General features: G+C 69.9%; 24 protein-coding genes. 5 read left to right on the forward strand and 19 right to left on the reverse strand.

Annotation, left to right across the window (positions count from 1 at the left end):
* Positions 1 to 39: 39 nt before the first annotated feature.
* A complete protein-coding gene (locus IEY84_RS19130) occupies positions 40 to 513 on the forward strand; it encodes a hypothetical protein (protein WP_183545886.1) in 474 nt (157 codons plus the stop codon).
* Between the two features lie 92 nt (positions 514 to 605).
* Here IEY84_RS19130 and IEY84_RS19135 read toward each other — a convergent pair whose 3' ends face one another.
* The 4 genes from IEY84_RS19135 to gabT all read right to left on the reverse strand — a co-directional run bounded on the left by IEY84_RS19135 (position 606) and on the right by gabT (position 8,307).
* Positions 606 to 4,058, reverse strand: a complete 3,453-nt coding sequence (locus tag IEY84_RS19135; RefSeq protein WP_183545888.1) for an indolepyruvate ferredoxin oxidoreductase family protein — start codon at positions 4,056 to 4,058, stop codon at positions 606 to 608.
* Between the two features lie 174 nt (positions 4,059 to 4,232).
* Positions 4,233 to 5,693: an NAD-dependent succinate-semialdehyde dehydrogenase gene (locus IEY84_RS19140; protein WP_183546319.1), complete on the reverse strand. Its 1,461-nt coding sequence runs from the start codon at positions 5,691 to 5,693 to the stop codon at positions 4,233 to 4,235.
* Positions 5,694 to 5,698: 5 nt separating this feature from the next.
* Positions 5,699 to 6,973, reverse strand: a complete 1,275-nt coding sequence (locus IEY84_RS19145; protein WP_221208851.1) for a Glu/Leu/Phe/Val family dehydrogenase — start codon at positions 6,971 to 6,973, stop codon at positions 5,699 to 5,701.
* On the reverse strand, positions 6,970 to 8,307 hold the full coding sequence (gene gabT / locus IEY84_RS19150) for a 4-aminobutyrate--2-oxoglutarate transaminase (protein ID WP_183545890.1): 1,338 nt from the start codon (positions 8,305 to 8,307) through the stop codon (positions 6,970 to 6,972). Before gabT ends, IEY84_RS19145 begins: the two co-directional genes overlap by 4 nt.
* 65 nt (positions 8,308 to 8,372) lie before the next feature.
* On the opposite strand from gabT, the gene IEY84_RS19155 reads away from it, so the two are divergent.
* Positions 8,373 to 9,281: a LysR family transcriptional regulator gene (locus tag IEY84_RS19155; RefSeq protein ID WP_229788833.1), complete on the forward strand. Its 909-nt coding sequence runs from the start codon at positions 8,373 to 8,375 to the stop codon at positions 9,279 to 9,281.
* Here the strand turns inward: IEY84_RS19155 and IEY84_RS19160 are convergent.
* Positions 9,272 to 9,649, reverse strand: a complete 378-nt coding sequence (locus tag IEY84_RS19160) for a hypothetical protein (RefSeq protein ID WP_183545892.1) — start codon at positions 9,647 to 9,649, stop codon at positions 9,272 to 9,274. The genes IEY84_RS19155 and IEY84_RS19160 overlap by 10 nt on opposite strands.
* Positions 9,650 to 9,706: 57 nt before the next feature.
* Here IEY84_RS19160 and IEY84_RS19165 point away from each other — a divergent pair, with 57 nt between their 5' ends.
* Positions 9,707 to 10,198 (forward strand): MarR family winged helix-turn-helix transcriptional regulator, encoded by a 492-nt coding sequence (locus IEY84_RS19165; protein WP_183545894.1) that lies wholly within the window; start codon positions 9,707 to 9,709, stop codon positions 10,196 to 10,198.
* 25 nt (positions 10,199 to 10,223) lie between these two features.
* Here the strand turns inward: IEY84_RS19165 and IEY84_RS19170 are convergent, their stop codons facing one another.
* From IEY84_RS19170 to IEY84_RS19180, 3 genes are read right to left on the reverse strand one after another with little or no spacing between them, the layout of a single operon-like run.
* Entirely contained in the window at positions 10,224 to 11,588 is a 1,365-nt protein-coding gene (locus tag IEY84_RS19170) for a flavin monoamine oxidase family protein (protein WP_183545896.1), read from the reverse strand.
* Between the two features lies 1 nt (position 11,589).
* A complete protein-coding gene (gene speB / locus IEY84_RS19175; RefSeq protein ID WP_183545898.1) occupies positions 11,590 to 12,648 on the reverse strand; it encodes an agmatinase in 1,059 nt (352 codons plus the stop codon).
* 44 nt (positions 12,649 to 12,692) lie between these two features.
* Positions 12,693 to 14,081, reverse strand: coding sequence for an APC family permease (locus IEY84_RS19180; RefSeq protein ID WP_183545900.1), 1,389 nt, complete (start codon positions 14,079 to 14,081; stop codon positions 12,693 to 12,695).
* A 146-nt stretch (positions 14,082 to 14,227) separates the two neighbouring features.
* Here IEY84_RS19180 and IEY84_RS19185 point away from each other — a divergent pair, with 146 nt between their 5' ends.
* Positions 14,228 to 14,830, forward strand: coding sequence for a TetR/AcrR family transcriptional regulator (locus tag IEY84_RS19185; RefSeq protein ID WP_183545902.1), 603 nt, complete (start codon positions 14,228 to 14,230; stop codon positions 14,828 to 14,830).
* Here the strand turns inward: IEY84_RS19185 and IEY84_RS19190 are convergent.
* From IEY84_RS19190 to IEY84_RS19225, 8 genes are all read right to left on the reverse strand, one after another.
* Positions 14,825 to 15,718 (reverse strand): DUF222 domain-containing protein, encoded by an 894-nt coding sequence (locus IEY84_RS19190; protein WP_183545904.1) that lies wholly within the window; start codon positions 15,716 to 15,718, stop codon positions 14,825 to 14,827. The genes IEY84_RS19185 and IEY84_RS19190 overlap by 6 nt on opposite strands.
* A 237-nt stretch (positions 15,719 to 15,955) precedes the next feature.
* A complete protein-coding gene (locus IEY84_RS19195) occupies positions 15,956 to 16,696 on the reverse strand; it encodes an AAA family ATPase (protein WP_183545906.1) in 741 nt (246 codons plus the stop codon).
* 6 nt (positions 16,697 to 16,702) lie between these two features.
* Positions 16,703 to 17,617: an ABC transporter substrate-binding protein gene (locus tag IEY84_RS19200; RefSeq protein WP_183545908.1), complete on the reverse strand. Its 915-nt coding sequence runs from the start codon at positions 17,615 to 17,617 to the stop codon at positions 16,703 to 16,705.
* Positions 17,618 to 17,662: 45 nt separating this feature from the next.
* Positions 17,663 to 18,475: an ABC transporter ATP-binding protein gene (locus IEY84_RS19205; protein WP_183545910.1), complete on the reverse strand. Its 813-nt coding sequence runs from the start codon at positions 18,473 to 18,475 to the stop codon at positions 17,663 to 17,665.
* Positions 18,472 to 19,533, reverse strand: a complete 1,062-nt coding sequence (locus IEY84_RS19210; RefSeq protein WP_229788834.1) for a FecCD family ABC transporter permease — start codon at positions 19,531 to 19,533, stop codon at positions 18,472 to 18,474. The genes IEY84_RS19205 and IEY84_RS19210 overlap by 4 nt, the downstream gene beginning before the upstream one ends.
* Positions 19,530 to 20,987, reverse strand: a complete 1,458-nt coding sequence (locus IEY84_RS19215; RefSeq protein ID WP_183545912.1) for an iron chelate uptake ABC transporter family permease subunit — start codon at positions 20,985 to 20,987, stop codon at positions 19,530 to 19,532. The genes IEY84_RS19210 and IEY84_RS19215 overlap by 4 nt, the downstream gene beginning before the upstream one ends.
* A gap of 10 nt (positions 20,988 to 20,997) precedes the next feature.
* Positions 20,998 to 21,963 carry an ABC transporter substrate-binding protein gene (locus IEY84_RS19220; RefSeq protein ID WP_229788836.1) on the reverse strand — a complete coding sequence of 322 codons (966 nt, stop codon included), beginning with the start codon at positions 21,961 to 21,963 and terminating at the stop codon, positions 20,998 to 21,000.
* 128 nt (positions 21,964 to 22,091) lie between these two features.
* Positions 22,092 to 22,583, reverse strand: coding sequence for a MarR family winged helix-turn-helix transcriptional regulator (locus tag IEY84_RS19225; RefSeq protein WP_183545915.1), 492 nt, complete (start codon positions 22,581 to 22,583; stop codon positions 22,092 to 22,094).
* A 97-nt stretch (positions 22,584 to 22,680) separates the two neighbouring features.
* Here IEY84_RS19225 and IEY84_RS19230 point away from each other — a divergent pair, with 97 nt between their 5' ends.
* The gene (locus IEY84_RS19230) at positions 22,681 to 23,592 is read left to right on the forward strand and encodes a dioxygenase family protein (RefSeq protein WP_183545917.1); all 912 of its coding nucleotides are present in this window, start codon (positions 22,681 to 22,683) and stop codon (positions 23,590 to 23,592) included.
* Positions 23,593 to 23,723: 131 nt separating this feature from the next.
* Here IEY84_RS19230 and IEY84_RS19235 read toward each other — a convergent pair whose 3' ends face one another.
* The 3 genes from IEY84_RS19235 to IEY84_RS19245 are packed head-to-tail and all read right to left on the reverse strand — an operon-like array spanning position 23,724 to position 26,763.
* Entirely contained in the window at positions 23,724 to 24,929 is a 1,206-nt protein-coding gene (locus tag IEY84_RS19235; protein ID WP_229788838.1) for an AGE family epimerase/isomerase, read from the reverse strand.
* A 5-nt stretch (positions 24,930 to 24,934) separates the two neighbouring features.
* Positions 24,935 to 25,807, reverse strand: coding sequence for a carbohydrate ABC transporter permease (locus IEY84_RS19240; protein WP_183545921.1), 873 nt, complete (start codon positions 25,805 to 25,807; stop codon positions 24,935 to 24,937).
* Positions 25,804 to 26,763: a carbohydrate ABC transporter permease gene (locus IEY84_RS19245; protein WP_183545923.1), complete on the reverse strand. Its 960-nt coding sequence runs from the start codon at positions 26,761 to 26,763 to the stop codon at positions 25,804 to 25,806. Before IEY84_RS19245 ends, IEY84_RS19240 begins: the two co-directional genes overlap by 4 nt.
* Positions 26,764 to 26,778: the final 15 nt, after the last annotated feature.

The following is a 26,778-nucleotide window of genomic DNA, read 5'->3' on the forward strand; positions in this document are numbered from 1 at the left end:
CCAGCGATGCGTATGTCCCAGATGTTGACGCTCGCGTTCATGTCCATGTTGCTCATCTTGGGTATCGTCGTCGCGCTCAGCGTGCCCGAGGCCGACCTGACACTGCCCTCGGCGTACGTCATCGGCGGGCAGGTCGCAGCCGGGGTCGTCGTCTTCGTGCTGTGCTCAGCGATCGGGTTCCGGGCGGTGCCGATCACGCCGGGGACGAACTCGGAGCAGGCGACGCGGGAAGGGCTGCAGCGGCAGCAGACCTCGATGTTCCTGCGTCTCGTCCTCAGCGAGATCATCGCGATCGTGTCCCTCGCGCTGGCCTTCGTCCTCACCGAGGGTCAGCTGATGACGTACCTCATCGGCGCAGCCATCTCGCTGGGCCTGATGGCCTTCTTCGCCTACCCCTCCGCCCGCAACATCCGCCGGGTGGAGGAACGTCTCGACAGCGCAGGTGGGCAGTCCAGGCTGGCTGAGGCGTTCGGCGTGAGTGACGGTCCTTCGAGCACGCACAACGCGTTCTAGCCGTACCCGGTTCGAGTAGTCGGCTGAGGACATGAGTTCGGCCGCCGGAGGAGATCCCCCGACGGCCGAGCCGTTCCTCTGAGCGCCGTTGATCAGAGACTCAGGTCGATCCCCTCGGCAGCGAGCGCCGCGCGGTAGGTCTCGACGTTGCGCATCTTCACGTTCTCGTAGCCCCGCACCATGTCGGGGAGCTCGGCGAGGCGGACCGCCCGCGCGTACGACTCCTCGGTGAGGTTCGCGGCGAGGTCGGTGACCAGCGCCGAGTAGTGCGCGAGCAGGGCGCGCTCGGTGCGGCGTACGTGGGCCTGACCGAACGGGTCGAGGATCGTGCCGCGGAGGAACTTCATGGTCGCCAGGAGGCGGAGCATGAAGTGCGAGCGGGGTCCGAAGGTCATCTTGCGGCCCTTCAGGAGCGGCCCGAAGACCGGCGGCGACAGCTTGAAGCTGATCTTGCCCTGGACCTCGGCACGGACCCCGTCGAGCGCGGCCGGCGCGGTGAGGAGCCGGGCGACCTCGTACTCGTCCTTGTAGGCGGTGAGCTTGAACAGGTAGCGGGCGACGGCCTCGGAGAAGCGGGTCTCGGCGGTCACCGCACGCTCGGCGTTCCAGATCCGGTCGACGAGCTCGACGTAGCGGCGAGCGGTCTCCTGGTTCTGGAAGGCGACGAGCTTCGGGGCCCGGAACTCGACGAGCCGGCGCACCTCGCCGTCGAGCTTCGCGTCGTCCAGAGCCGGCACGAGGATCTCCTCGACCGGCGCGGTGGCCGTTCCGGTGACCTTGGCGAACTCCTCCGGAGCGGCGACAGAGGCCCGGCCCCAGCGGAACGCGGCGACGTTGGCGCTGACCGCGACACCGTTGATGCCGATGGCCTCCTCGATAGCCTCGGCGGGGATCGGCAGGGCACCGGCCTGGTAGGCGGCGCCGACCAGCAGGAAGTTGGCCGCGGCGGTGTTACCGAAGAGCGTCTCGGCTGCGGAGAGCGCGTCGAAGGCGCGCAGCGAGGAGGTCACCCCGTTCACGCGGGTGAGCAGCTCGTCGTCGGCGGGGTAGGCGATGTCCTTGTCGTAGACCATCGGCCCGGTCGGGGTCTTGCTGGTCGACACGACAGCTCGGGTGCGCTCCGGGTCGCCGTAGGCGAGGTTCTTGCCCTCGGCGAGGGTGAGCAGGTCGAAGCCGAGCAGCGCGTCCGCCGACCCCGGGGTGACCCGGTTGGAGGGGTCGATCGAGCCCGGACCGAACCGCAGGTGAGCCGTCACCGGGCCGGCCTTCTGGCTCATCCCGACCTGGTCGAGCGACTCCACACCGAAGCCGGCGCGCAGCGCCGCGGTGGCGAGCACCTGGTTGACGGTGACGATGCCGGTGCCGCCGATGCCGGCCATGAAGACGCCGTAGGTGCGCTCCAGGTCGCCGTAGCCGGGGTCGGCCACCTCGGGCGGCGCCGGGGTGGACTTCTTCGCCTTCTTGGCCGTCGGGTCGGTCTCGACCGCCATGAACGAGGGGCACTCCCCCTCGACGCAGGTGTAGTCGGTGTTGCAGGAGGTCTGGTCGATGCGGGTCTTGCGACCCAGCTCGGTCTCGACCGGCTGCACGGAGAGGCAGTTGGACTTCACGCCACAGTCACCGCAGCCCTCGCACACGGCCTCGTTGATCACGATCTTGGTGTTGCGGGCCTCGATCGTGCCCCGCTTGCGCTGGCGGCGCGCGTCGGCGGCGCAGTGCTGGTCGTAGATCAGCACGGTCACGCCCTCGATCTCACGCAGCTCCAGCTGGGCGTCTTCGAGGCGGTCACGGTGCCACAGGCGTACGCCCGCGGGGAAGCTGTTGCGACGGTAGCGCTTCGGCTCGTCGGCGACCACGATGATCGCCTTGACGCCCTCGTTCATCAGCTTGTGGGTCAGTTGCGCCATCTCGACCGCGCCCTGCCGCTTCTGGGCGCCGGTCATCGCCACGACGTCGTTGTGGAGCAGCTTGTAGGTGATGTTGACCCCCGCCGCGACGCACGCCTGGATGGCCAGCTGCGCGGAGTGGAAGAAGGTGCCGTCGCCGACGTTCTGGAAGGTGTGGCCGGCGTGGCTGTAGGGGGCCTGGCCGATCCACTGCGAGCCCTCGCCACCCATCTGGGTGATGCCGACGACCGCGCTGTCCTCGCGCTGCGAGGCGGTCACCAGGGTGTGGCAGCCGATGCCGCCGCCGCCCAGGCTCCCCTCCGGGAGCGCGGTCGAGCGGTTGTGCGGGCAACCGGAGCAGAAGTACGGGGTGCGCGAGGTCGAGAGCAGCGGCAGGTCGATCCGGGCCGGACCGGCGGACTTCAGCTCGGCGCGGCCCTTCAGCGCACGGCGCAGCGGCGCGAGCAGACGGCCGGCGGTCAGCTCACCGTCGAGCGGGACCAGCGGGACGCCGGCGCGGTCCTTCTTGCCGACGATGACGGGCGCGGACGGCTCGCCGTAGAGGATCTCGCGGATGCCCTGCTCGATGAAGGAGGTCTTGTCCTCGACGACGACGATCTCCTCGAGCCCCTCGGCGAAGGCCTCCACGATGGTGGGCTCGACCGGCCACATCATGCCCAGCCGCAGCACACGGATCCCGGCGGCCATCAGCTCGTCGTGGCCGAGGCCGAGGTCCTTCAGCCCCTGGCGCATCGAGTCGTAGCACGAGCCGGAGGCGACGATGCCGACCTTGGCGCCCGGAGCCTTGACCTCGATCCGGTTGAGCCGGTTCTCGGCGGCGTACGCCTTCACGACGTTCATCCGGGGGCCGTAGAGCTTGGCCTCGGCGCCGACGATCCGCTCGGGGAAGAGCTCGATCTTGGTCGGCTCGTAGGTGTAGGGGACACCCTGCCACTCGGTCTTCGGCATGACCGGGTCGAGGACGCCGATCTCCGGGTTGACCACCCAGGCGCCGTCGGCCACGTCGGCGACGATCTTGAGCGCGACCACGCAGCCGGAGGCGCGGGAGAGGGCGATGCCCTCCATCCCGTACTCGACGATCTCGGAGGCGTTGCGCGGGAAGAGCACCGGGATGCCGAGGGAGGCCAGGGTGCGCTCGCTGACCGCAGGCACGGTCGACGACTTCGCGGCCGGGTCGTCGCCGACCAGCATCAGCATGCCGCCGGCGGGGTGGGCGCCGTACATGTTGGCGTGCCGCATCGCGTCGAGCGCGCGGTCGACACCGGGACCCTTGCCGTACCAGACCCCGGTCACGCCGTCGTAGCGCTCGGTGTCGAGCGTGACCGCCGACTGCGAGCCCCACACGGCGGTCGCGGCGAGCTCCTCGTTGAGGCCGGGGACCACGGTGATGTCGGCGTCGGCCATCTCCTTCGGCAGACCCAGCAGCAGCTGGTCCAGGCCACCTAGCGGGCTGCCCGGGTAACCGGAGATGAAGGTGCCGGTCCGCATCCCGCGGCGCTGGTCCAGGGCGCGCTGCTCGACGAGCATCCGCGCGATCGCCTGGATCCCGGTCAGCAGCACGGGGCCGGCTCCGACACGGTATCGGTCAGCCAGGTCGTACGCCTCGAACGAGGTCCCGGGCTCGAACACTGCGGTCATATGGGTGACTCCTCAATCTGCCGGGCGGCACTGGTGGTCCGTCTGGAGTGTTTGCGGGACCGCCGGGTGAGGCCATCCCGAGTGGCCGCCCGCAGGGTGTGCAGGTGGCCTGAGTCACATCATCGGTGATGGGGCCGACGTGATGCCAATCACGAGCGACCCCACCCGATCAACTCACCAGGAGACGCTGAGGTACTGCGTCTCCAGGTACTCCTCCAGCCCGGCCCGGGCGCCCTCGCGGCCGATGCCGCTCTGCTTCACGCCGCCGAACGGTGCCGACGGGTCAGAGACCAGGCCGCGGTTGACCCCGACCATCCCGGCGTCGATCCGCTCGGCCACGTGCAGCGCCTCACCCATCTCGCCGTAGACGTAGGCCGCCAGGCCGAACTCGGTGTCGTTGACGGAAGCCAGCAGCTCCTCGGTGTCGCTCCAGACCACGATCGGGGCCACCGGCCCGAAGATCTCCTCGCGCAGCAGCGGCGAGTCCGCCGGTACGTCGGTGAGGACCGTCGGCGCGTAGAAGTAGCCCTCCGTGGACGGCACCTCCGCGCGGTGGGCGATCACGGCTCCAGCGGCCACCGCAGCGTCCACCAGGCCGGTGACGGTGGCGTACGCCTTCTCGGAGATGAGCGGGCCGATGTCGCTGCCCTGCTCGGCCGGGCCGACCCGGAGCGCCTCGACGGCGGCACCCAGCCGGGCGGTGAACTCCTCGGCGACGTCGGCGTGGACGTAGAGCCGGTTGGCGGCGGTGCAGGCCTGTCCCCCGTTGCGGAACTTGGCGACCATCGCACCCTCGACAGCGGCGGTCACGTCGGCGCTCGAGGTCACCACGAACGGCGCGTTGCCGCCGAGCTCCATCGAGGTGTTCACGACCCTGTCGGCAGCCTGGCGCAGCAGGATGCGGCCGACGCCGGTGGAGCCGGTGAAGGAGATCTTGCGGACCCTCGGGTCGGTGAGCCAGGTGCTGACGATGCCGGCCGCGTCGGTCCCGGGGACCACGTTGACGACGCCGTCGGGGACGCCGGCCTCGGCGATCAGCCTGGCGACCGCGAGCGCGGTCAGCGGGGTCTCGGCGGCCGGCTTGAGCACGACCGTGCAACCCGCGGCCAGCGCCGGGGCGATCTTGCGGGTGGCCATCGCGGCAGGGAAGTTCCACGGCGTCACCAGCGCGGCCACGCCCACCGGCTTGTGGGTGACGATGGTGCGCGTGCCACCGGCCGGCGAGGAACCGAAGTCGCCGTGCGGGCGCACGGCCTCCTCGGCGTACCAGCGGAAGAACTCGGCGGCGTAGCCGACCTCGCCCCGAGCGTCGGTGAGGGACTTGCCGTTCTCGAGCGCGATCAGGGCGGCGAGCTCGTCGGCGTCGCGCAGCATCAGCTCACGTACGCGGTTGAGCAGGTCGCTGCGGGTCCGCGGCGGCGTCGCCGACCAGGCCGGGAGCGCCGCGGCAGCCGCGTCGACGGCCGCGGTGGCGTCCGCGGTGGTGCCGTCGGCGACGTCGGCGACGACCTCACGGGTGGCAGGGTTCTCCACGGTGAAGACCCCGTCGGCGCCCGGGGTCCAGCGGCCGCCGACGAGGACGCCGTTGCCGGCGTCGAGAGCGTCCAGGTAGGTGTTCTCGGGGCGGGTGGTCAGATCGGTCACGGGTAGAGGCCTCTCACTTCGTGGGCTCGGTAGACGCGCTCGACAGCCATGCACGTGGCTGCCAGACGCAGGGAAAGCTGGTTCGCTGTGGCGTAGGCGAGAACATCGTTCCAGGCACGGATCATCCGCTCGACGAGGCGCTCGTCGACCTCGGCCTCGCTCCACCAGTAGGACTGGTTGGCCTGGACCCACTCGAAGTAGGACACAACGACGCCGCCCGCGTTGGCGAGGATGTCGGGCACGACGAGCACGCCGTTCGCGGACAGCACCTCGTCGGCGGCGGTGGTCACCGGGCCGTTGGCGCCCTCGGCCACGACCCGGGCGCGCACCTGGCCGGCGTTGCCCGTGTGGATGACCCCCTCGACCGCGGCGGGAACGAGCAGGTCGACGTCGGCGGTGAGGACCTCCTCGCTCTGGATCGGGGCGCCGCCGGGGAAGTCCACGACACTGCCCGTCACGTCCACGTACGCCTCGAGGGCGGCGATGTCGAGACCGTCGGCGGTGTGCACGGCACCGTTGACGTCGCTGACCGCGAGCACCCGGACGCCCTCCTGTGCCAGGAAGCGGGCTGCGCCGCGGCCGACCTTGCCGAAGCCCTGCACGGCGGCGGTGGCGCCCTCCGGCGCGATCCCGACGTGACGCAGCGCCTCGACAGCGACCGCCACCACGCCGCGGGAGGTGGAGCCGGCCCGGCCCAGCGACCCGCCGACCGAGATCGGCTTGCCGGTCACCACGCCGAGGACGGTGTGGCCGCGGCCGACGGAGTAGGTGTCCATCATCCAGGCCATGGTCTGCTCGTCGGTGCCGACGTCGGGCGCCGGGATGTCCTGGTTCGGCCCGATCAGGGGCGCGATCTCGGAGGTGTAGCGCCGGGTGATCCGCTCGAGCTCGGCCTTGCTGTAGCCGCGCGGGTCAACCCGTACGCCGCCCTTGGCGCCGCCGTAGGGGACGTCGAGCAGCGCGCACTTCCAGGTCATCCACATCGCCAGGGCGCGGACCTCGTCCAGGTCGACGCGGGCGTCGAAACGTACGCCGCCCTTCCCGGGGCCACGGGAGTAGTTGTGCTGGACGCGGTAGCCACGCAGCACCTCGACCGACCCGTCGTCGCGACGCAGCGGGATGCTGACGCTCACCTCACGGCGAGGCGCGGCCAGCATCGCGTGCACCTCGGGCCCGAGACCCAGCACCTCGACCGCCTGCGCGAGCTGGGTGCGGGCGTCGTCGAGGACGTTCGTCTCCGTCGCTTCAGGCTTCTCGATGGTGACGGTCACGAGACCTGCTCCAGCCCTGCCGTGAGCACGTCGAGGGCGTCGTCGAGCAGCTCGTCGGAGATGCTCAGCGGCGGGAGGAAGCGGATGACGTTGCCCCAGGTGCCGCAGGTCAGGGTGATGACGCCCTGGCTGTGGGCGTAGGCGGCGACGGCCTTGGCGACCGCACCGTCGGGGTTGCCGGTGGCCGGGTCGACGAACTCGGCGGCGATCATCGCACCTCGGCCACGTACATCGCCGATGCGCGGGTCGTTCGCCTGCAGCTCGCGCAGCCGGCCGAGGAGGCGCTCCTCGATCTGGCGGGCCCGGGCGAGCATGTCCTCGGCCTCGATGGTCTCGATCACGGCCAGCGCGGCGGCGCAGGCGAGCGGGTTGCCGCCGTAGGTGCCGCCCAGGCCGCCGGGGTGAACCGCGTCCATGACATCGGCGCGACCGGTCACCGCCGCGAGCGGGAGGCCGCCGGCGATGCCCTTGGCGCTGACCACGAGGTCGGGGACGACGCCGTCGTGCTCGACGGCGAACCAGGTGCCGGTGCGGCCGAAGCCGGACTGCACCTCGTCGGCCACGAAGATCACGTCGTTGGCCCGGCACCACTCCGCCAGGGCGGCGAGGAAGCCCGGCGCCGGGACGATGAAGCCGCCCTCGCCCTGGATCGGCTCGATCACGACGGCGGCGAGGTTCTCGGCGCCGACCTGCGTCTCGATCTGGGCGGTCGCGCGGGCGGCGGCCAGCTTGCCGTCGATCTCAGGGGCGTCGCGGAACGGGTAGGACATCGGTGCCCGGTAGACCTCGCCGGCGAACGGCCCGAAGCCGTGCTTGTAGGGCATGTTCTTCGCCGTCATCGCCATGGTGAGGTTGGTGCGCCCGTGGTAGGCGTGGTCGAAGACGACGACCGCGTCCTTGCCGGTGAACGAACGGGCGATCTTCACGGCGTTCTCGACGGCCTCGGAGCCGGAGTTGAACAGCGCGGTGCGCTTCTCGTGGTCGCCCGGGGTGAGTCGGGCGAGCTGCTCGGCGACCGCCACGTAGCCCTCGTAGGGCGTGACCATGAAGCAGGTGTGGGTGAAGGCAGCGACCTGATCGGCCACCGCGTCGACCACGCGGGCGGCGCTGGAGCCGACCGTGGTCACCGCGATGCCGGAGCCGAGGTCGATGAAGCGGTTGCCGTCGATGTCCTCGACGATGCCGCCGGCCGCACGGGCGGCGAAGACGGGCATGGTCGTGGCCACACCCTGGCTCACGGCCGCGACCTTGCGGGCCATGAGCTCCTGAGAGCGGGGGCCGGGCAGCGGCGTACGCAGGAGACGGGACTGTTCGAGGGTGGAGAGCTCGGTCATGGGTTCAGCATGAACCTGGGCGACACATGTCGTCCAAGACCTTTTGACTACTAAGATCATGCTCCATGAGCATGGATCTGCGGTTGCTGCGCTACTTCGTCGCCACTGCCGACGCGGGCTCTGCGACCCGCGCCGCGGAGATGCTGCACGTGACGCAGCCCGTGCTGTCGCGCCAGCTGCGTCAGCTCGAGGCCAACCTGGGCGTACCGCTGTTCGCCAGGGAGGGTCGTCGACTGCGGCTCACCCGGACAGCCATGGACCTCCTCCCCCGCGCCCGCGACCTGCTCGCCCACGCGGACGACCTCGAGCGCGCCGTCGGCCTGCTCGCCTCCGGCCGGCTCGACGAGCTGCACCTCGCCGTGCCGTCCACGACGCTCACCGACGTGCTCGCGCCGTTCCTGGCGACGCTCGGACCGGACGACCCGGTCGCGATGGTCCGCGAGCTGGATCCGCGCGGTGCGGTCGCGGCCGTCCGCGCCGGCGCCGACCTGGCGATCGTCACCCGGCCGCCGGGCCGGTCACTGGCCTCGCGCGCCCTCGCCGTGCTGCCGGTGTGGGCCTACGTCCGCCCCGACGACCCGTGGGCGGGACGGGGGTCCGTCGACGTACGCGACCTGGTCACCCGGCCGCTCGTGCTGCTCACCGAGGACCTGCGGCCGCGGCCTCTCCTGGACGCAGCTGTCGAGGACGCCGCCGTGGGCTACGGCGACGTCGTGGAGGTGTCCAACGCCCAGGTCGCCCAGGCGCTCGCGGCCTCGGGCCGTGGGGTCGCGATCGTCTCCGACGACCCGCGCTTCGGGCTGCTGCCGCTGCACATCGAAGCGCCGGCCGGGCGCGTGCGGATCCGGCTGTACGCCGCCTGGGACCCGCAGCACCACGCAGCCGACGCCCTCGCGGCCCTCGCCGACCGACTGTCCGCGTTCTGCGTCGAGCGCTACGGCGCCGAGGTCGCGGTTCGCGACGCTCACAGCTGAATGTGACGCCTCAGCGCATCCAGGGTCGTCTCGGGTGATGTGTTGAAGCAGAAGGCGACTCCGGGCGACTCCTCGCTGCACACGTTGACGATCCGCTCGAAGAGCTCGGTGTACTCCGGGATCATCCTGATCCCGGCGCCGATCATCACGAGGCCGAAGCTGTCACCGGCGAACGCGGAGCGGATCTCGCCCTCCGCCTCGTCCAGCGAGGTGCCGATCAGGCAGTTCACGGCATCGAAGCCAGCAGCGGTGGTGGCACCGAAGCCGGCTTCGATCCGCACGGACATCGTGGCCTCGTCGAGGCCAGGAGGGAGCTTGCTGTAGTCGAGGGCTCGGGGGTGGATGCCGATCATCAGGACGCGTGTCATACGCCCACTGTGGCACGCGATAGTTGGCTAGCCAAGTAATTTGGCTATCCTGGTCACATGCCACATGCAGAACCCTCCGTCCCGGACGCGTTCGACGTGGGCCGGGTCAGTTATGCGATCTTCCAGCTGAGCGTCGCCCACAAGGGCTACGCCGCATCGCTCCTGCGCCGCATCGGCCTGCACCCGGGTCAGGAGCTGATCCTGATGCACCTGTTCAGCCGGGACGACCAGCCCCAGTCGGAGCTGCTCGCGAGCATCGGGGTCGATGCCTCGACCCTGTCCAGGGCGTTACGAAGGATGCAGGACGTCGGCCTGCTCGTCCGTGAGCCGGCAGAGCACGACCGCCGAGTCATGATCGTCCGGCTCACCGACAAAGGCAGGGCGATGCGCGAGCCCATCGCCGCCATGTGGCGAGACCTGGACGAGGTCACCCAGCGGAACCTCGCACCGCAACAGGCAGAGGACCTGACGAGGGCCGCGTACGCCGTCATCGAGGCGATCGAGCACGCAGCTCGAACGCACGAACCGGGTGACGAGGAACCGCGATGAACCGCGACGGCCCTGTCGGCCCGTCCTAGCCGTCGCTGCCGTCTCCGAGGATGCTTCGAGCGATCTCGTCACCGACGCGTACGGCCCCGTCGACGTGCTGGAACCCGTGACCGGCGACATCGCTGCTGCCGAACTCGATCGGACCGAGCGGCTCGCGCAGCACCGGGCCCCAGCGGGTCAGACCGCCGAGGTCGAAGCTGGTCCCGTACGCACCCCCGGTGAGCTCCTGGTGCTGCCAGTCGCTCTCGACGTAGGTGAGCGGCTCGAGGGCCGCATCCCCGAAGTAGGTCGCCAACGAAGCGAGCACCTGGCGCCGACGATCCTCGTCGGAGAACCGGCCGACCGCGTCCGCGCGCTCGTCGGAGACGAAGCCGACCAGCGTCCCGCGCTGCTCGCCCTCGGGGGTGTTGTCGTAGACCTCGTGGACCAGCTGCCAGGGAGCGAAGCCGGTGCCGCTGAGGCCGTCGGCGCGCCAGAACGGCGTCTCGTACTGCGCCTGCACCTTGATGACCAGCCCGAACGACTGGTGCTCGCGGGCGATCCGGTGCTCGGCCGGAAGCTCCGGGCTGAACCGGATCCGCTTGACCAAGGTCGGCGGCACCGCGAGGACCAGCCGGTGCGCGGCATGGATCTCGGCGCCGACATGGACGACGACGCCGTCCTCGTCCCACTCGACCAGGGCGACGTCCTGACCGAGCCGGACCCGGTCCCCCAGCCGCTCGGCCAGGGCCAGCGGCACCCGCTGCAGCCCGCCGACGACACGACGGTCGAGAATCACGTCCGCGTCGACGAGGTTGCTGAACGACCCCGCGCTCGCGGCCATCTGCACCGCCTGGAGCGTGGAGAAGGCGTGGGCGGGCTTCGTCAGCATCGCCGGCCCGATGTAGAGGGCGATGTTGTCGACCGCGACCGGGTCGTCGCACTGCTCCTCGAGCCAGGCCCGGAACGAGACGCTGTCGAGGTGGGCGGCGTCGTCGAGCTCCCACGGCCTTGCCGGATCCATCGCCGCGGCGAGCTCGTCGAGCGTCTTGGTCAGCTGCCCGATAGCTGCCAGCGTGGACTCCTCGACCGGCAGGTCGTCACCGAAGCGGTGTGCGACCCCGGCCTTGTCGACGTAGAGCGACTCGCCCTCACGGAAGCGCGGGTAGGTCGGCAGTCCGAGCTCGTCGAGGATCCCGATCAAAGCGTCCTGGTCCGGCGAGACCCACTGGCCGCCGATCTCGAAGTCGGCCTCCCTCCCGGGCGCACCGTGCGCCTCGGTGCGCAGCCGGCCGCCGACGCGGTCGCGCGCCTCGAGGACGAGCACGTCCTGGCCCGCCTGGGCCAGTCGCCAGGCCGCGGTCAGGCCGGTCACGCCGGCGCCGACCACGATCACGTCATGGGTGGTCATGTCAGTTCTCCTGCTTGTCGGTGTCGGTGTCAGCGGGGCGCTGGTCGGGCCGCTGGGCGAGCAGCGGAAGGCTCGGGTCCCAGCGGGTCCCGTCGGCCTGGTCACGCTTGCGGCGGGCGATGCCCGAGAGGGCCTCGAGCACGACCCGGTTGGCGAGGAACGAGGTGATGTCGGCGTGGTCGTAGGGCGGGGAGACCTCGACGAGATCGATCCCGACCACCGGCAGCTCGTAGGCGATCCGGCGAACCGCGTCGAGCAGCTGCCGGGCGGTCAGGCCGCCCGGCTCGGGGGTGCCGGTGCCGGGGGCGTGGCCGGGGTCGCAGACGTCGATGTCGACCGAGAGGAAGACCCCGTCGCAGTCGTCGGTGGCGATGGCGAAGGCCTCGGTGAGGCACTCCTCCAGGCCGCGGTGCACGATCTCGGTCATCTCGTAGGACCGCATGCCCTGCTCGGCCATCCAGTCCAGCGTCTCGGGCTCGGGCCAATAGCCGCGCAGCCCCATCTGCAGGAACCGGTCGCCGCGCAGCGCGCCCGACTCGATGAGCCGGCGCATCGGCTGGCCGTGCCCGATCAGCGAGCCGAACTCGATGTCGCCGGTGTCGGCGTGGGCATCGAAGTGGATCATCGAGACCCGTCCCTGACCGAAGTGCTGGGCGACACCGGCCGCGTCGGGCCAGGCGATCGTGTGGTCACCGCCCAGCACGAGCGGGATGGCGCCGTTGCTGGTCACGGCGTGCACGGCCTCCTGGAGATCGCGCACCGAGCGCTCGGCGTCGCCGGAGTACATCTCCACGTCGCCCGCGTCGAGCACCTTCAGGTCCCGCAGCGCGTCGACCCGCATCGCGAGCGAGGGCCGCGACCCGTCGTGGGGCAGGTAGCACGTCTGCCGGATGAACTGCGGGCCGAACCGGGTGCCCGACCGGTGCGACGTACCTCCGTCGAAGGGGGCACCGAGGATGACGATGTCGGCACCCTCGTACGTCGCGGGGTCGGCCCAGTCACACCGGTCGACACCCAGGAAGGTGATGTCGGGGCCGAACTGGGTTCCGTAGCGAGCCATGGTGTTCTTCTCTCTTGTTCGATTCTCGTGATGGATGGGTGGGTTCAATCCTCGGTCGGTTCGACGACGAGGAACCGCTCGCCGGGCCGGCGGGCGAGGAAGAGGTGGTAGTAGGCGAGGGCGGCGATCACGACGCCGACCGTGATCAGGACGTCCATCCGCGCGGACCCGGCCAGCGCGTAGCCGATCGCGCCGATGACGACCAGCGGCGGCAGCGGCCACAACGGCATCCGCCAGCCGTCGGCAGCGGACGCCTGACGCCGGGCACGGAGCGCGGCGACCGCGACGACGACGTACATCGTGGAGATGACCACCGAGGTCACCCCGAGCAGCGCCTCGATCTCGACGGCACCGGCGAGGATCGCGCCGGGGATGCCGATCACGAGGGTGGCCAGCCACGGGGTGGCGTAGCGGGGGTGCAGCTTGGTGAGGACGCCGTTCACCGGCGCGGGCCAGGACCGGTCGCGCGCCGAGGCGTAGACGACCCGGGCGTTCTGCAGCACCATCACGATGACGGCGTTGAGGATCGCGATGGCGATGGCGACGTTCACGGCGACGGCGACGCGAGCGCCGCCCCAAGCGGCCACCCACTGGGAGAAGTTGCCGGAGGCGAGGTCGCTGAGGTCGTCGACGGCGAGGACCGTGGTGATGGTCGGGACGAGGATGACGAGGCCGCCCAGGCCGAGGGTCCAGAAGATGACGCGGGCGACGTTGCGCCGAGGGTCGACGATCTCCTCGGAGAGGTAGACGGTGGTCCCGAACCCGCTGACCAGGAACGTGCTCACGGCGAGTCCGGAGATGAGGATCGCCACGGTGAACGGCTCCAGGCCGTTCTCACCGATGACGTGCGGCGAGACCAGCTCGCCGGGGCCGCGCTGGACGTGACCGAGACCGAGGACGGTGACCACGACCGCGGCGATCATCTCGAGCGCGAGGAAGGTGCCGGTGACGACGGCGTTGGCCTTGATGTTGAGGATCGCCGTGGCGGTCGAGAGCAGCATCACGATCGCGCCGGTCGCTGCCCGCGGCAGCTCCACCAGGTCGGCCAGGTAGTCGGCGGTGCCGAGGGCGAAGATCGGCGGGATGAGCCAGAGCAGCACGCCCGCCAGGGAGAACGTCAGCCAGCCCATCGCCTTGCCGAGGGTCTGGGTGACCATCGCGTACTCCCCGCCGGAGCTGGCCGTGCGGGTGCCGAGCTCGGCGTAGCAGGCGGCGATCGCGACCGAGACCGCGAATCCGGCCACCACCGCCAGCACCGCACCGCTCCCCTGCATCGCGAACAGCTCGGGAACGATGATGAACAGACTCGATGCGGGCGTGATGCAGGACAGCACGAGGAGGACCGCCGCCCCGGGTCCGAGCACCCGCGCGAGCCTGTGCCGATCGGGCGCCGGCGTCACCTCGTCAGGGCTCACCTGCATGGATTCGATCATCGCGGTCTCCTTGGGGATGAGGGTACAGCGAGTTTTGAACGCCGTACAAAACTTTGAACGGTGTTCAAAGTGACTCAGATCACCGCTAGAGTCAAGGGGCCGGACCGAAGATTTTGCGAAGCGAGCACGAAGGGACACTTGGCGACGTGACACGCACACGCTCCAACCGACGCCTGGAACGACCGCGCGAGCAGGTGCTCGCAGCCACGCTGGAGATGGTGGCCGAGCAGGGGTTGGCCAAGGTCACGATGGCGTCTCTCGCCGCCCGGCTCGGCACCAGCGGCGGCCATCTCCTCTACTACTTCGGCACCCGCAACGGCCTGCTCCTCGAGACACTGAGATGGAGCGAGAACGAGTACGCCGCACAGCGGGCACCCATCCTGGAGAAGGCCGAGAAGGACCGATCCGGGGGCATCGATGCCCTGCTGTCCTTCACCGACGTCTACCTCGCCCTCGACGAGCGCGACCCCCGCTGGCTCCTCTGGCTGGAGCTGTGGGCCCGCGCGCCGTACGACGCCGAGCTCGCCGCCGCACAGCGCGCGATGGACGACGAGTGGCACGCCGACCTGGTCCGCCTCTTCGCCGCCACCCTCCCCGAGGTGTCCGATCGCGAAGGCGTCTCCGAGCGCCTACGGGCGATGTGGGACGGCTTCAGCATCGGCATCGTCACCGGCGGAGGCACCACCCTCCGCGAGCGCGCACTCGAGCACACTCGTGCCGCCCTCACTCGCGGACAGATTGAGCTATGACGCCCCGAGGGACTGATCCGTAGCCTCAATGCACAGAATCGCAGGCGCCGTCAGTCGTACGCCCGAAGCCAGCCGGTCGATCAGGACCGTCCTACGTTCGCCTCGTGAAGCGGATGTCCCCTGGCAGAACGCCCGCCCCAGGCGACGGTCATAAGGGAGGTAGTCGCCGGTCTCGGTCCGGGTCCCATCATCACGCCGGGGAGAGGCAAAGGCCTCCAGGTTGGTCGCGAGCCGGTCCGCGGTCGCGTCCGGGACCACCGCGGTGACGCGGGTGGTGCCGTCGCCGAGACGGCGCATGGTGAGCCGGGTCTTCTTGCGGGCGTGGGCCTCCTCGGCCGCGAGCCGTTTGGCCTCTTCGGCCTCAGCGATCTCGGGGGCGATGACATCCAGGATCCGGCGGCCCAGGCGCCGCAGCTGGGTCGGGTCGAGCTCGGTGGCGTACCCGACCAAGGCTCCCTCGGCCCTCGTCTTGATCTCAGGGTCCAGATCGGCAGGCAGGTCGTCGAGAGCAGCCACGATCACAGTGGCTTGAGCCGGGTTGCAGACACCGGCACGCATCGCTGCCGCCACCAGGTGATAGGTCCGATACAACGCCCGCGCGAGCCGTAGATCCGCGCGCAGGTCCTCGGGTCGCTGGTGGGTGTGGTGATGCAACCACGCCGCGACATCACGCGCCGCGCTCTCGGCGGCCACATCATCAGCCGCAGCGATCACCCGCAGCTCCAGCTCGACCAGCCGGGCTTTCGCCCGGGCGATCTCGACCAGCGTGGCGGCCTTCTCCGAGGTGGCCATGAACGTCGGGTTCGCCTCAGCCACCTGCTCCAAGCGGGTGGTGATCGCGGCCACGGCCTCGAGCACAGGATGCTGTGGCTGCTGCAGCGCAGTCATCACGTTCACCTCCCGACGTACGAACTCACAGGTTTCTGCACACGCAGAATCCCTCTTGGTTCGCTGGTCCCTGGCACCCAGCCCAGGCACCCTGTCTTGTAAATCTCCCAACCCAAGCACCGTATTGGCCCCACCCGTGCTGGAACCCGACACGAGACCAATCGGACACACCTCCAGCAACCACACGCAACGCGGCAGCGCCCCCGCCAGCGCCCCCGCCCCGCGACCACCCCCGCCCTAGTCCTCCAAGACGTACCGCAGATACCGCCCCGGATCCGACAAGAACCGACGAATCAGACTGACCGCCTCGGCGTCGTCGTACGAGACCTGCTCGATACGCCCATCCTCGTCGAACTGCAGGATCCGCGCTCCAGGAACCGAGAGCAGGACCGGAGAATGCGTGGCGATGATGAACTGGGATCGCGCGTCAGCGAGCTCGATGATGCGCGCGACCAGCGCCAGGCAGCCCTTGACCGAGAGCGCCGCCTCGGGTTCGTCGAGGATGTAGAGCCCGCCGGGACCGAACCGGTGCATCACCAGATCGAGGAACGACTCCCCGTGGGAGCGCTCGTGCAGCGAGACTCCACCGTAGGCGTCCGAGGTGTCCAGGTCGAGGCGCTCGATCTCGGTGGCGACGTTGTAGAACGATTCTGCGCGCAGGAAGTAGCCGGTGCGCGGACGCTTGAGGCCGCGCTGGATCATGATGTAGTCGGCGAGGGACGACTCTGTCGCGCGGGTGGCGAACCGGAACGACGTGGAGCCGCCCTCGGCGTTGAACCCCGAGGCGACCGCGATCGCCTCGATGATCGTGGACTTCCCGGTGCCGTTGTCGCCGACCAGGAATGTGACCCGCTCGTCGAAGTCGATCCCGTCCCCGCCGGCCAGCTCGCGTACCACCGGCAGGGTGAACGGATATCGACCGGTGTCATGGCGCGGGTCGAGCGTGACCCGGGCGATATACCGCTCGTCGAACCGCATGGCCGCTCAGCCGAGCTCCTTCTCGAACTGGGCGAGGATCTGCTGTGCGGCCTGGATACCGATTCCGCTGAGCAGGTCGTCGTTGATGTCGTGGACCTCCCCGGACTCGACCGCGGAGATGCGCTGCCACAGCGGTCCGCCGAGCACCTCGGCCTTGTCGGTGTCGCCCTCCGGACCGTACGCGCTGACGTAGACGTAGTCGGCGTCGGCGCTGGTGACCTGCTCGGGCGAGAGCTCGAGGAACGTGTCCTCACCCACGGCCTGCTCGGGAACGGTCAGGCCCATGTCGTCGAGGATGACACCGCTGAACGACTTGTCGGAGTAGAGCCGGATCTGGTCAGGGAGGAACCGCACGATCGACAGCGTCTTGCCGGAGCCGACGGTCTCACCGAGGGCGGCCGCGTCGCTCTCGAAGTCGGCGAGCATCTTCTTCGCCTCGTCGGTCTTGTTGAGCGCGTCGGCGTAGAGCAGGAAGTTGTCCTTCCAGGTGTCGCCCAGGTCGGGCGCGAGCACCGTCGGGGCGATCGCGTTCAGCTGGTCGTAGATCGCCTCGTGTCGGACGGTGCTGGACAGGATGAGATCGGGGTCGAGGGCCGCGATCTTCTCGAGGTTGGGCTCGGAGATGGTGCCCACCTCCTCGATCCCCTCGGTCTGGTCGCCGAGGTAGCTGAGGAAGTCGGTGGCCACGTCGACACGTACGGCACCGACGGGCTTCACACCGAGCGCGAGGGCGTCATCGAGCTCACCGGTGTCGAGGACCACGACCCGCTTGGGGGCCACGGGCACCTCGGCCACGCCCTTGGCGTGCTTGACCTCGCGGGTCTCGACAGCGGCCTCGTCTTCCGAGGAACTGCCGCCGCAGGCGGTGAGGACCAGGGCGGCGGCGAGCATGGCAGCGATGCCGGTCAGGTGCTTGCGCACGTCGTTTCCTTTCATCGTGGCGTACCCCGGTCGTCCGGGGAACGTTCAGTGCTGGACGGTGGGCGCGGAGCGACGTACGCCGATCGGGACGATCATCGGGCGGCCCGAGACCGGGTCGACGAGCACCTGGCTGTCGAGCCCGAAGACGTCGCGAAGCAGCTCCGCGGTGATGAGTTCGTCAGGCGAGCCGGAGGTGACGATGCGGCCCTCACGCATGACGATCAGGTGGTCGCTGTAACGGACCGCCAGGTTGAGGTCGTGAAGGACCATCACGACCGTGCGCCCCAGATCGACGTGGAGCTTGTCCACGAGGTCGAGCACCTCGACCTGATGAGCCAGATCCAGGTACGTCGTGGGCTCGTCCAGCAGCAGGATGTCGGTCTCCTGGGCCAGCGCCATCGAGATCCATGCCCGCTGGCGCTGCCCACCCGAGAGCTCGTCGACGGGGCGGGTGGCGAGCTCCTGCATCCCGGTCAGCCGAAGCGCCGCGTCGACCTCGGTCTCGTCGTCGCTGGACCACTGCCGCAGCCACGACTGGTGCGGGTGGCGTCCCTTGGCGACGAGGTCGGCGACGGTGAGGCCCTCGGGGGCCGTGGGCGACTGCGGCAGCATGCCCAGCACCTTCGCGACCTCACGCGTACGCATCGAGGTGATCGCCTTGCCATCGAGCAGAACCTGGCCGGACCGAGGCTTGAGCAGGCGCGCGACGGCCCGCAGGAAGGTCGACTTGCCGCAGCCGTTGGGGCCGATGATCGTGGTGACCTTGCCGGACGGGATCTCGGTGGTGAGACCGTCGGCGACGACCCGGTCGCCGTAGGCGAGGACAAGGTCCTCCGCCGTGATCTGGTGGGAGCTCATCGCGACAGCCTCCGGTTGGTGCGGATGATCAGGTACATCAGGAAGGGACCTCCGATGGCAGTGGTGACGATCCCGACAGGGAGCTCCGTGGGTAGGAGCACGCGCGCGACGTAGTCACTGCCGACGACGAGAGCGGCGCCGGTGAGGGCTGAGGCGAGCAGCGGTGGCCCGGGCGTACGGGCGATGCGGAGCGCGACCTGCGGCGCGACGAAGGCGATGAAGCCGATCGGACCGGCCGCGGTGACGCACATGGCGGCGAGCAGGACCGAGGCGATCAGCAGGACGGCCTGGCTCAGCTGCACCCGTACGCCGAGGGCACGCGCGGTGTCGTCGCCCAGCTTGAGGGCGGAGAGCTGGAAGGTCGATGCCAGGGCGACGGTGCCGATGGCGCCGAGGGCGATCGCGGCGGGCAGGGCATCGCCCCAGTCCCGGCCGGTGAGCGACCCGTTGAGCCAGACCGTCGCCTCCTGCGCGTCCCAGATCTCCCCGATGACGAGCATCCAGTTGGTCAGCGCGATCAGGATGCCGTTGACGGCAACCCCGATCAGGACGAGGCGGAACCCCTCGATCCCTCGGCGCCAGGCGAGCAGATAGATCGCCACCCCGGTCAGCAGGCCACCCGCCATCGCCGCCGCCGGTACGCCGATGGTGGTGCCCAGGACGGCGGTGCTGCCGAAGACGATCACCGCGACCGCGCCGGCGCCGGCACCCGCCGTGATGCCGAGCAGGTCAGGGCTGGCCAGCGGGTTGCGGGTGATCGACTGCCAGATCGCCCCCGACATGCCGAAGCCGGCGCCCACCAGGAGACCGACGACGGAGCGCGGCAGGCGCAGGTTCCACACGATGAACTGCTCGGCCTCGTTGCCACCTCCGAGGATGGCCCCGGCGACATCCGGCACGCTGATCGGGTAGTCCCCCTGGCCGACGTTGAGGCACACCAGAAGGAAGACCAGCACGAGCAGGGCGACGTCGACGGCGACCAGGCGTGGGCGCCAGACCAGCGTCAGCCTCCCCCGCCCGAAGCGCGGGCGACCGGGCACGAGCGTCGTCGTCGTCACAGGGTCACCAGCTTCCGGCGGCGGACGAGAGCGATGAAGAACGGCGAGCCGACCAGGGCGAGCACGATGCCGACCTGCAGCTCCCCGGGACGCGCGGCGACCCGGCCGAGGATGTCGCAGACGATGAGCATGACGGCGCCGACCAGGGCCGAGCACGGCAGCAGCCAGCGGTAGTCCGGTCCGGTGAACGCCCGGGCGATATGGGGTACGGCCAGGCCGATGAAGGCGATCGGGCCGCAGGCCGCGGTGGCCGCACCGGCGAGCAGGGTGATCGCGGTGATCCCGAGGATGCGGTTCAGCGCGACGCTGGTGCCGAGCGAGCGGGCGACCTCCTCGCCGAGGCTGAGCACGTTGAGCCCTGGCGCGTTGACCAGGGCCAGCACGATGCCGAGGGCGAAGAAGGGCAGCAGCGGCACCAGGATCTCGAGCCCTCTGCCGGCGACGGAGCCGACGATCCAGAAGCGGTACGCGTCGAGGGTGGTCTGGTCGAACAGCACCACGGCAGAGGTGACGGCCGAGAGGAAGGCGGCCACGGCGGCACCGCCGAGCACCAGAGAGACCGGTGAGGGGCTGCCACCCCCGACCGACGAGAGCCCGAAGACGGCGACGCTGGTGATCAGGGCACCGGCGAGCGCGAACCAGATGTAGCCGATCGCGCTCGTCACGCCCAGGAACGTGATCGCCAGGACCACCGCGCAGGCGGCACCGGCGCTGACGCCGAGGATGCCCGGGTCTGCGAGCGGGTTGCGGGTGTGCCCCTGGATGAGCCCGCCGGCAAGACCGAGCGCGATGCCGGTGACGAGACCTAGAAGGGTCCGCGGCGTACGCAGCTCGCGGACGATCAGGTCGGCCTCGGTCGGGGTCGTGTCATAGGGCGGGAGGAGGCCGTGCCAGATCTCACCGAAGCTCAGCGGTCGCGAGCCGACGGCCACGCTCGCCAGGAGGAGGACGGCCAGGATCACCAGCAGCACCACGACCCCGGCGATCCGGCGCAGCCGCAGCTTCGCCGGGGTGAGGTCGACCTCGATCTCGGCGAACCCCTCGTCGAGCGCGGTGGCCCGGCGTACGACCTGGCGCTGCGCGAACAAGAGGCTGCGGCGTACGCCGAGCGGGAGACCGTCGGGGCCTCGGGCGATCAGGCCGAACCAGGTCATGCCGGTCGATGCTCCTCGCCGGCCTTCGGCGAAACCGCGGTTCCACACCAGGACGGCGATCGCGACCGCGAGGGCGAAGCCACCGAAGACGATCCGGTCCACGACGCCGCCGCCGTTCGCGTCACGCAGCGAGTGCACGACCAGCGCTCCGACGAGCACCGGCAAGGCGACGAGGGCGAGGTCCACGATCGCCGCGGCCACCCGCAGCGGGACGGGCGCGGATCCGCGCGGGACCTGCACCCGGGTGTGGTCCGCACGCGCCGTGACGGCCTCGCCCGAGGCGAGGTCACTGAGACGCATGTTCTACCTGTCAGCCCTGCTCGAGGACCTGGGCGGCCTCGAGCTGGTCGGCATAGCCGCTGAAGACCTCGGCGTAGGCCTGGTAGCTGTAGGGCGCCGCGGGGTACCAGAGGTCCTGCTGACCACCGGCGACTGCGGGCAGCCGCTTGAAGATGTCCTTCGTCTTCAGCTCCTCGAGGCCACCGAGGTCACGGGCGTCGACGAGAAGCACGTCGGCGTGGTACTTGCTGATGTTCTCCAGGCTGACCGGCTCGAAGATGCCCTGCTCGTCGGGGCTCACCTTCGGGAACTTCACGCCGAGCTCGGCGAGGTAGGCGAGGTCGGGGTGCTCGGGTGCGTTGGCGAAGTAGATCTCCTCGCCGTAGGTCGACGCCGCGACCACGGTGACGTCGGGGTTCTTGTTCACCGCCGCCTTGATCCGCGCGACGGCGTCCTCGAACTCGGCCTTGGCCTCATCGATCTCCGGGTCGGCGCCGAGGTCCTCGGCCAGCGCGCGGAACCCCTCGATCTGCTCGGTCACCGAGAGCCCGGTCAGCGGCATGGCGAGCGTGGGAGCGAGATCGTCGATCTGCTTCTCGACCTCGCCGGCGTACCAGAGGGCCTCTCCGTCGAAGGTCATGTCGATCAGCAGGTCAGGGTTCATCGCCGCGTACTCCTCGACGTTGAACTCGCCCCAGGCCTTGCCGAGGACCTTCGTCTTCGAGACGTCGAGGTTGCCGGTCAGGTAGTTCGGCGGCTCGGGCAGGTCGCCGTAGACGCCGGCCACCTCGTAGCCGTTGTCCCACAGCGCCGCCGCGGCACTCGCCTGGGCGACGACCGTCTTCGGGGTGCCGTCGATCTCGACCGTCTTGCCGCGGGCGTCCTCGTGGACGAAGCCGGAGCCTGCGCCCTTCGCATCGCCGGATGCCTCGGAGGAGGCACCGCACGCGGTGAAGGCCAGGGCTGCGGAGGCCACAGCGGCCGCGAGTGGTGCCATGCGGAGACGACGATTCACGGGGGTTCCTTTGGGTTTGGCTCGGGTCGCGGCCGACGCCGAGCCGCCAACCGAAGGTTAGGGTAACCTAATCGAACCCCGCGCCCGGACACCATCCCCACCGCGGATCCTCAACCTGCCTCGGGGTCGATGGGCGGTCTCCTCGCACCGGTCGGATCCAGCCGATCGAGGATGATCCCGGCGATGTCGGCCAGCTGGCCCACCTGGTCGGGACTCAGCGAGTCGAAGACGTACTCACGCACCGCGTCCACGTGACCCGGAGCGGAGGTGACCATCTTCTCGTGGCCGGTCTCGGTGAGGCGTACGTTGGTCGCCCGGCGGTCGCCCGGGCAGACATGTCGCTCGATGAGGCCGCGGTCGGCCAGGCGCTTGACGACGTTGGAGAGCCTGGGCAGCGTCGAGTTGGTGTAGCCCGCCAGCTCCGTCATCCGCAGGGTCCGGTCGGGCGCCTCGGAGAGCATCGCCAGCACGCCGTAGTCGAAGTGGGTCAGGCCGGCGTCGCGGCGCAGCTGGGAGTCGAGGGCGCCCGGGAGCAGCTCGAGGACGGCGATCAGACGGACCCATGCCGCTCGCTCCGCCGGCGACAGCCAGTTGCCCTCCACGCCACGGAGTGTGCCGCAGAAAGTTGCCCGGAACAAACAACCGTCACCTAGAGTTAGTTCAAGCAACAACTATTGTGCCGACCGGCAGGAGACCGTCATGAGCACCGCACCCGAGAGCACGACCGCCAGCGCGGACGCCCGCCTCCCCCGGACGCATCCGTTCGCCGAGCATCTGCGGACCGTCGAGGCGCGCGAGGCGACCGACCCACATCGCGCCTGGACACCGGCGGACGGGCCGCTGCCGAGCCTCTATCTGTCCCACGGAGGCGGCCCGCTGCCGCTGCAGAGCCCGGAGTGGCTCGACCCGCTGCACACCTGGGCCCGCTCGATGCCCCGGCCGAAGGCCATCCTGGTCATCTCCGCGCACTGGGAGTCGGCGCCGCTCTCGATCAGCGCGACCCACCCTGACGAGCTCGTCTACGACTTCGGCGGCTTCGACCCGATCTACCACTCGGTGCGCTATGACACCCCGGACGCGAGCGAGCTCGCCCGCACCACCGCGGCACTGATGCCCGACACCGAGACCGCCCACCAGCACACCCGCCGAGGTCTCGACAATGGCGCGTGGGTGCCGCTGAAGATCATGTACCCGGCCGCCGACATCCCGGTCGTCCAGCTCTCGCTGCCCACCGAGGACCCCGACAAGCTGCTCGCCCTCGGCGAGCGCCTCCGTCCGTTGCGCGAGGAGGGCGTGCTCGTCGTCGGCTCGGGCCATATGACCCACGGCCTGCCGTTCATCACCCGCGAGATGATGACCGAGAACAAGCCCGCCGGGTGGTCCTCTGACTTCGACGCCTGGGCCGCCGACGCGCTGGACCGCGGCGACGTAGCCGAGCTCGCCAGGTTCCGCAGCGCCGCGCCCGGGATGCCGTACGCCCACCCGACCGTCGAGCACTTCACCCCGCTCTTCGTCACCCTGGGTGCAGCCACGGATCCCACCGCCCCGGTGACGACGACCCTCGACGGCTACGGCCTAGGCCTCTCCCGCCGCTCCTTCCAAGCCGCCTGACCCGCCGACCCGTCAGTTCCTGACGCCGAGAGGTCAGTTTCTGACGCCGAGGCGTCGATTTCCGACGCCGAAGAGTCAATTCCTCCCCGCTGGGAATCGACCTCTCGCGCTCAAGAATCGACCTCTCGCGGTCAAGAACTGACCTCTCGCGGGGGCGGTTGAGGGTGGCTGAGCTGGACGGCGAGGACGGGGGCTAGCGGCATTCGGGCAAGCAGGACGGCCTGGTAGGCGTGGTAGACGTCGGGCTTCCCGTGCCAGATCACGTGTGAGGGGCGGTTGTGCTCGTCCAGCTCGTGATGCCAGCTGCCGTGCTCACGGTCGATGAGGTGAGTCTCGATGTACGCCTCAAAGCGGTGCCGCCACTCGTCATAGGTCGCCTCGCCGGTGCGGGTGTGCAGCGCGCCGGCGGCGGCGAGCGCTTCTGCGGCGACCCAGTGCAGGCGTAGCCGGGTGACCGGGGTGCCGTCCCAGGAGGTCGTGTAGACGAAGCCGGACTCCCCGTCGGTGGACCAGCCGACCTCGACCGCCCGGGCGAAGAGGGCGCGGGCGTCGTCGACGAGCCACGCCGGTGCGTCGGGAAGGCTCGCCTCCAGGTGCAGCAGCAGCCGCGACCACTCCAGCAGGTGCCCGGGGGTGCAGCCGTAGGGACGGAACGGATCACCTGGCCGGTCGGCGTTGTAGTCGAGCAGCGGCGACCAGGAGAGGTCGAAGTGCTCGGGCAGGTCGTAGTTGTGCGAGCGGGCGACATCGTGGATCAAGTGCTCGGCGATCGCCAGCGCCCGCTGGTGCCAGACACCGTCGCCGGTGACATCACCCGCGGCCAGGAACGCCTCCACTGTGTGCATGCTGGAGTTTGCCCCGCGGTAGGCCTCCCCCGAGCCGAGATCGCGCTCGAGACTGTCGACCACTCGGCCGGAGTCGTCGAGGAAGTGCTGCTGCATCACCCCGAGCGCCTCGTCGAGCAGGGCGTCCGCGCCCGGCACCCCGGCAGCGACACCGCTGCTCGCGGCCAAGATCACGAACGCGTGAGCGTACGCCTCCTTCAGCGTGCCGACCGGCGAGCCGTCTCCCGACACCGAGGCGTACCAGCCACCGTGCTCGTCGTCGCGCAGCGCGCCTGACAGCGCCCGGATGCCGTGGGCGGCGAGGTCGGCGGCGTCGTCGACGTCCCCGCGCAGGTGCGCGAGCGCGAAGACGTGGGTCATCCGGGCGGTGATCCAGGTGTGCACCGGTTCGGCCGGGTCCGGGCGGCCCGACTCGTCGAGCCACCAGAAGCCGGCGGGCGAGGCCGCCGACGGCCGGGCGAACCCGGCCAGCCGGCGGCACTCGGCGTCCATATCGATCATCCCTTGACCGAGCCTGCCATCAGCCCGCCCACGAAGTAGCGGCCGAGCAGGATGTAGATGATCAGGGTCGGGACCGACGCGATCAGCGCGCCCGCCATGCTGGCGGAGTAGTCCTGGAGCTGACCGCTCGCCAGGAAGTTCAGCGCGATCGTGACCGGCCCGTTCTGCGAGGTCGAGAAGAAGAGCGCGAACAGGTAGTCGTTCCACGCCGAGGTGAACTGCCACATCAGCACCACCACGAACGCCGGCGCGGAGATCGGCAGGATGATCGAGGCGTACGTCCGCAGCATGCCGGCGCCGTCGACCCGCGCGGCCTCGACGAGCTCGACCGGAACTCCGGCGTAGTAGTTGCGGAAGATCAGCGTCGTGATCGGCAGACCGTAGACCACGTGCAGCACGATCAGGCTCGGCACACCCGAGGGGACGCCGAGGTTGCCCATCAGCTGGACCAACGGCACCATCACGGCCTGGTAGGGGATGAACATCCCGAACAGGATCAGCGTGAACACCACGTCGGCACCCGGGAAGCGCCACTTCGAGAGCACGAACCCGTTCATCGAGCCGAGCACCGAGGAGATGATCGAGGCCGGGATGACCATCGCGAACGTACGCCCCAGAGCCGGTCCGAGCTGCTCCCAGGCGCGCACCCAGCCGGCCGTCTCCCAGGACTCGGGAAGCTTCCAGGCATTGGTGGGGGTCGCGTCGCCGATCCCCTTGAAGCTGGTGACGAACAGGACGTACGCCGGGAGCAGGACGACCAGCGCGAAACCGATCAGCAGGACGTACTTGATGGTTCGCCAGATCCCGCGCGAACGCTCGCCGGGAACCCGGGACGCGACGGCTGCCGGGATGGCATCTGTGGTCGTCATCGGCGACGCTCCTGACGGTAGGTGGAGACGAGGTAGGGCACGATCAGGACGGCCACGATCAGGAGCAGGACCGTCCCGATGGCGGCCGACCTGGCGTAATCACCGCGGGTGAACTCGATCCACATCTGGGTGGCGGGCACCTGGGTCGTGTAGTTGGTCTGGCCTGCGATCGCCATGATCAGGTCGAAGACCTTCAGCGACATGTGGCCGATGATGATGATCGCCGAGAGGGCGACCGGGCTCAGCTGCGGGAAGATGACGTGCCGGTAGAGCTGCCACTCGGAGGCGCCGTCGATCCGCGCCGCTTCGCGCAGCTCCTCGGGGATCCCGCGGAAGCCGGCGAGGAAGAGCGCCATCACGTAGCCGCTGAGCTGCCAGATCGCGGGGACGGCGATCGCGAGGATGCCCCAGCGCTCGTTGGTCCACCAGGGGTTCTGCAGGAAGTCGAGATGGAGGGTCTCGAAGAGCCGGTTCAGGCCGGAGGCCCGGTCCCCCTCGGCGTTGTTGAGCAGCCAGCGCCAGACCACACCGGAGGCGACGAACGAGACCGCCATCGGGAACAGGTAGATCGCCCGGAACAGCGACTCGCCGCGGGCCTTGCGCTCGAGCAGCCAGGCCCACAGGAAACCGAGGCACAGGGTGCCGACGAGGAACGTCGCGGTGTAGAGGAGCAGGTTGCGCAGCGAGTAGATGAAGTCGTCGTCGGTGAACAGGTCGCGGTAGTTCTCCAGCCCCGCGAAGCCCTGCGACGGCCCGATGTTGTGCCGGTCCTGCAGGGAGGTGTGGATGTTGGATCCGATGAGGCCGTAGACGAAGACGCCGATGACGATGACGGTCGGCAGGATCAGGAGTACGGGCGCGACCCACCCGCGACCGCCGGGGCGGCGGCCCTTGGGGCGTCTGGGCTGCTGGGACCGTCCGGGTCGCTTGACGGCGCCGGGCACCGTGGAGGACATGTGTCCGTCCTTTCA

This window comes from Nocardioides albus (assembly GCF_014648255.1).
In the GTDB taxonomy this organism is placed as follows: domain Bacteria; phylum Actinomycetota; class Actinomycetes; order Propionibacteriales; family Nocardioidaceae; genus Nocardioides; species Nocardioides albus.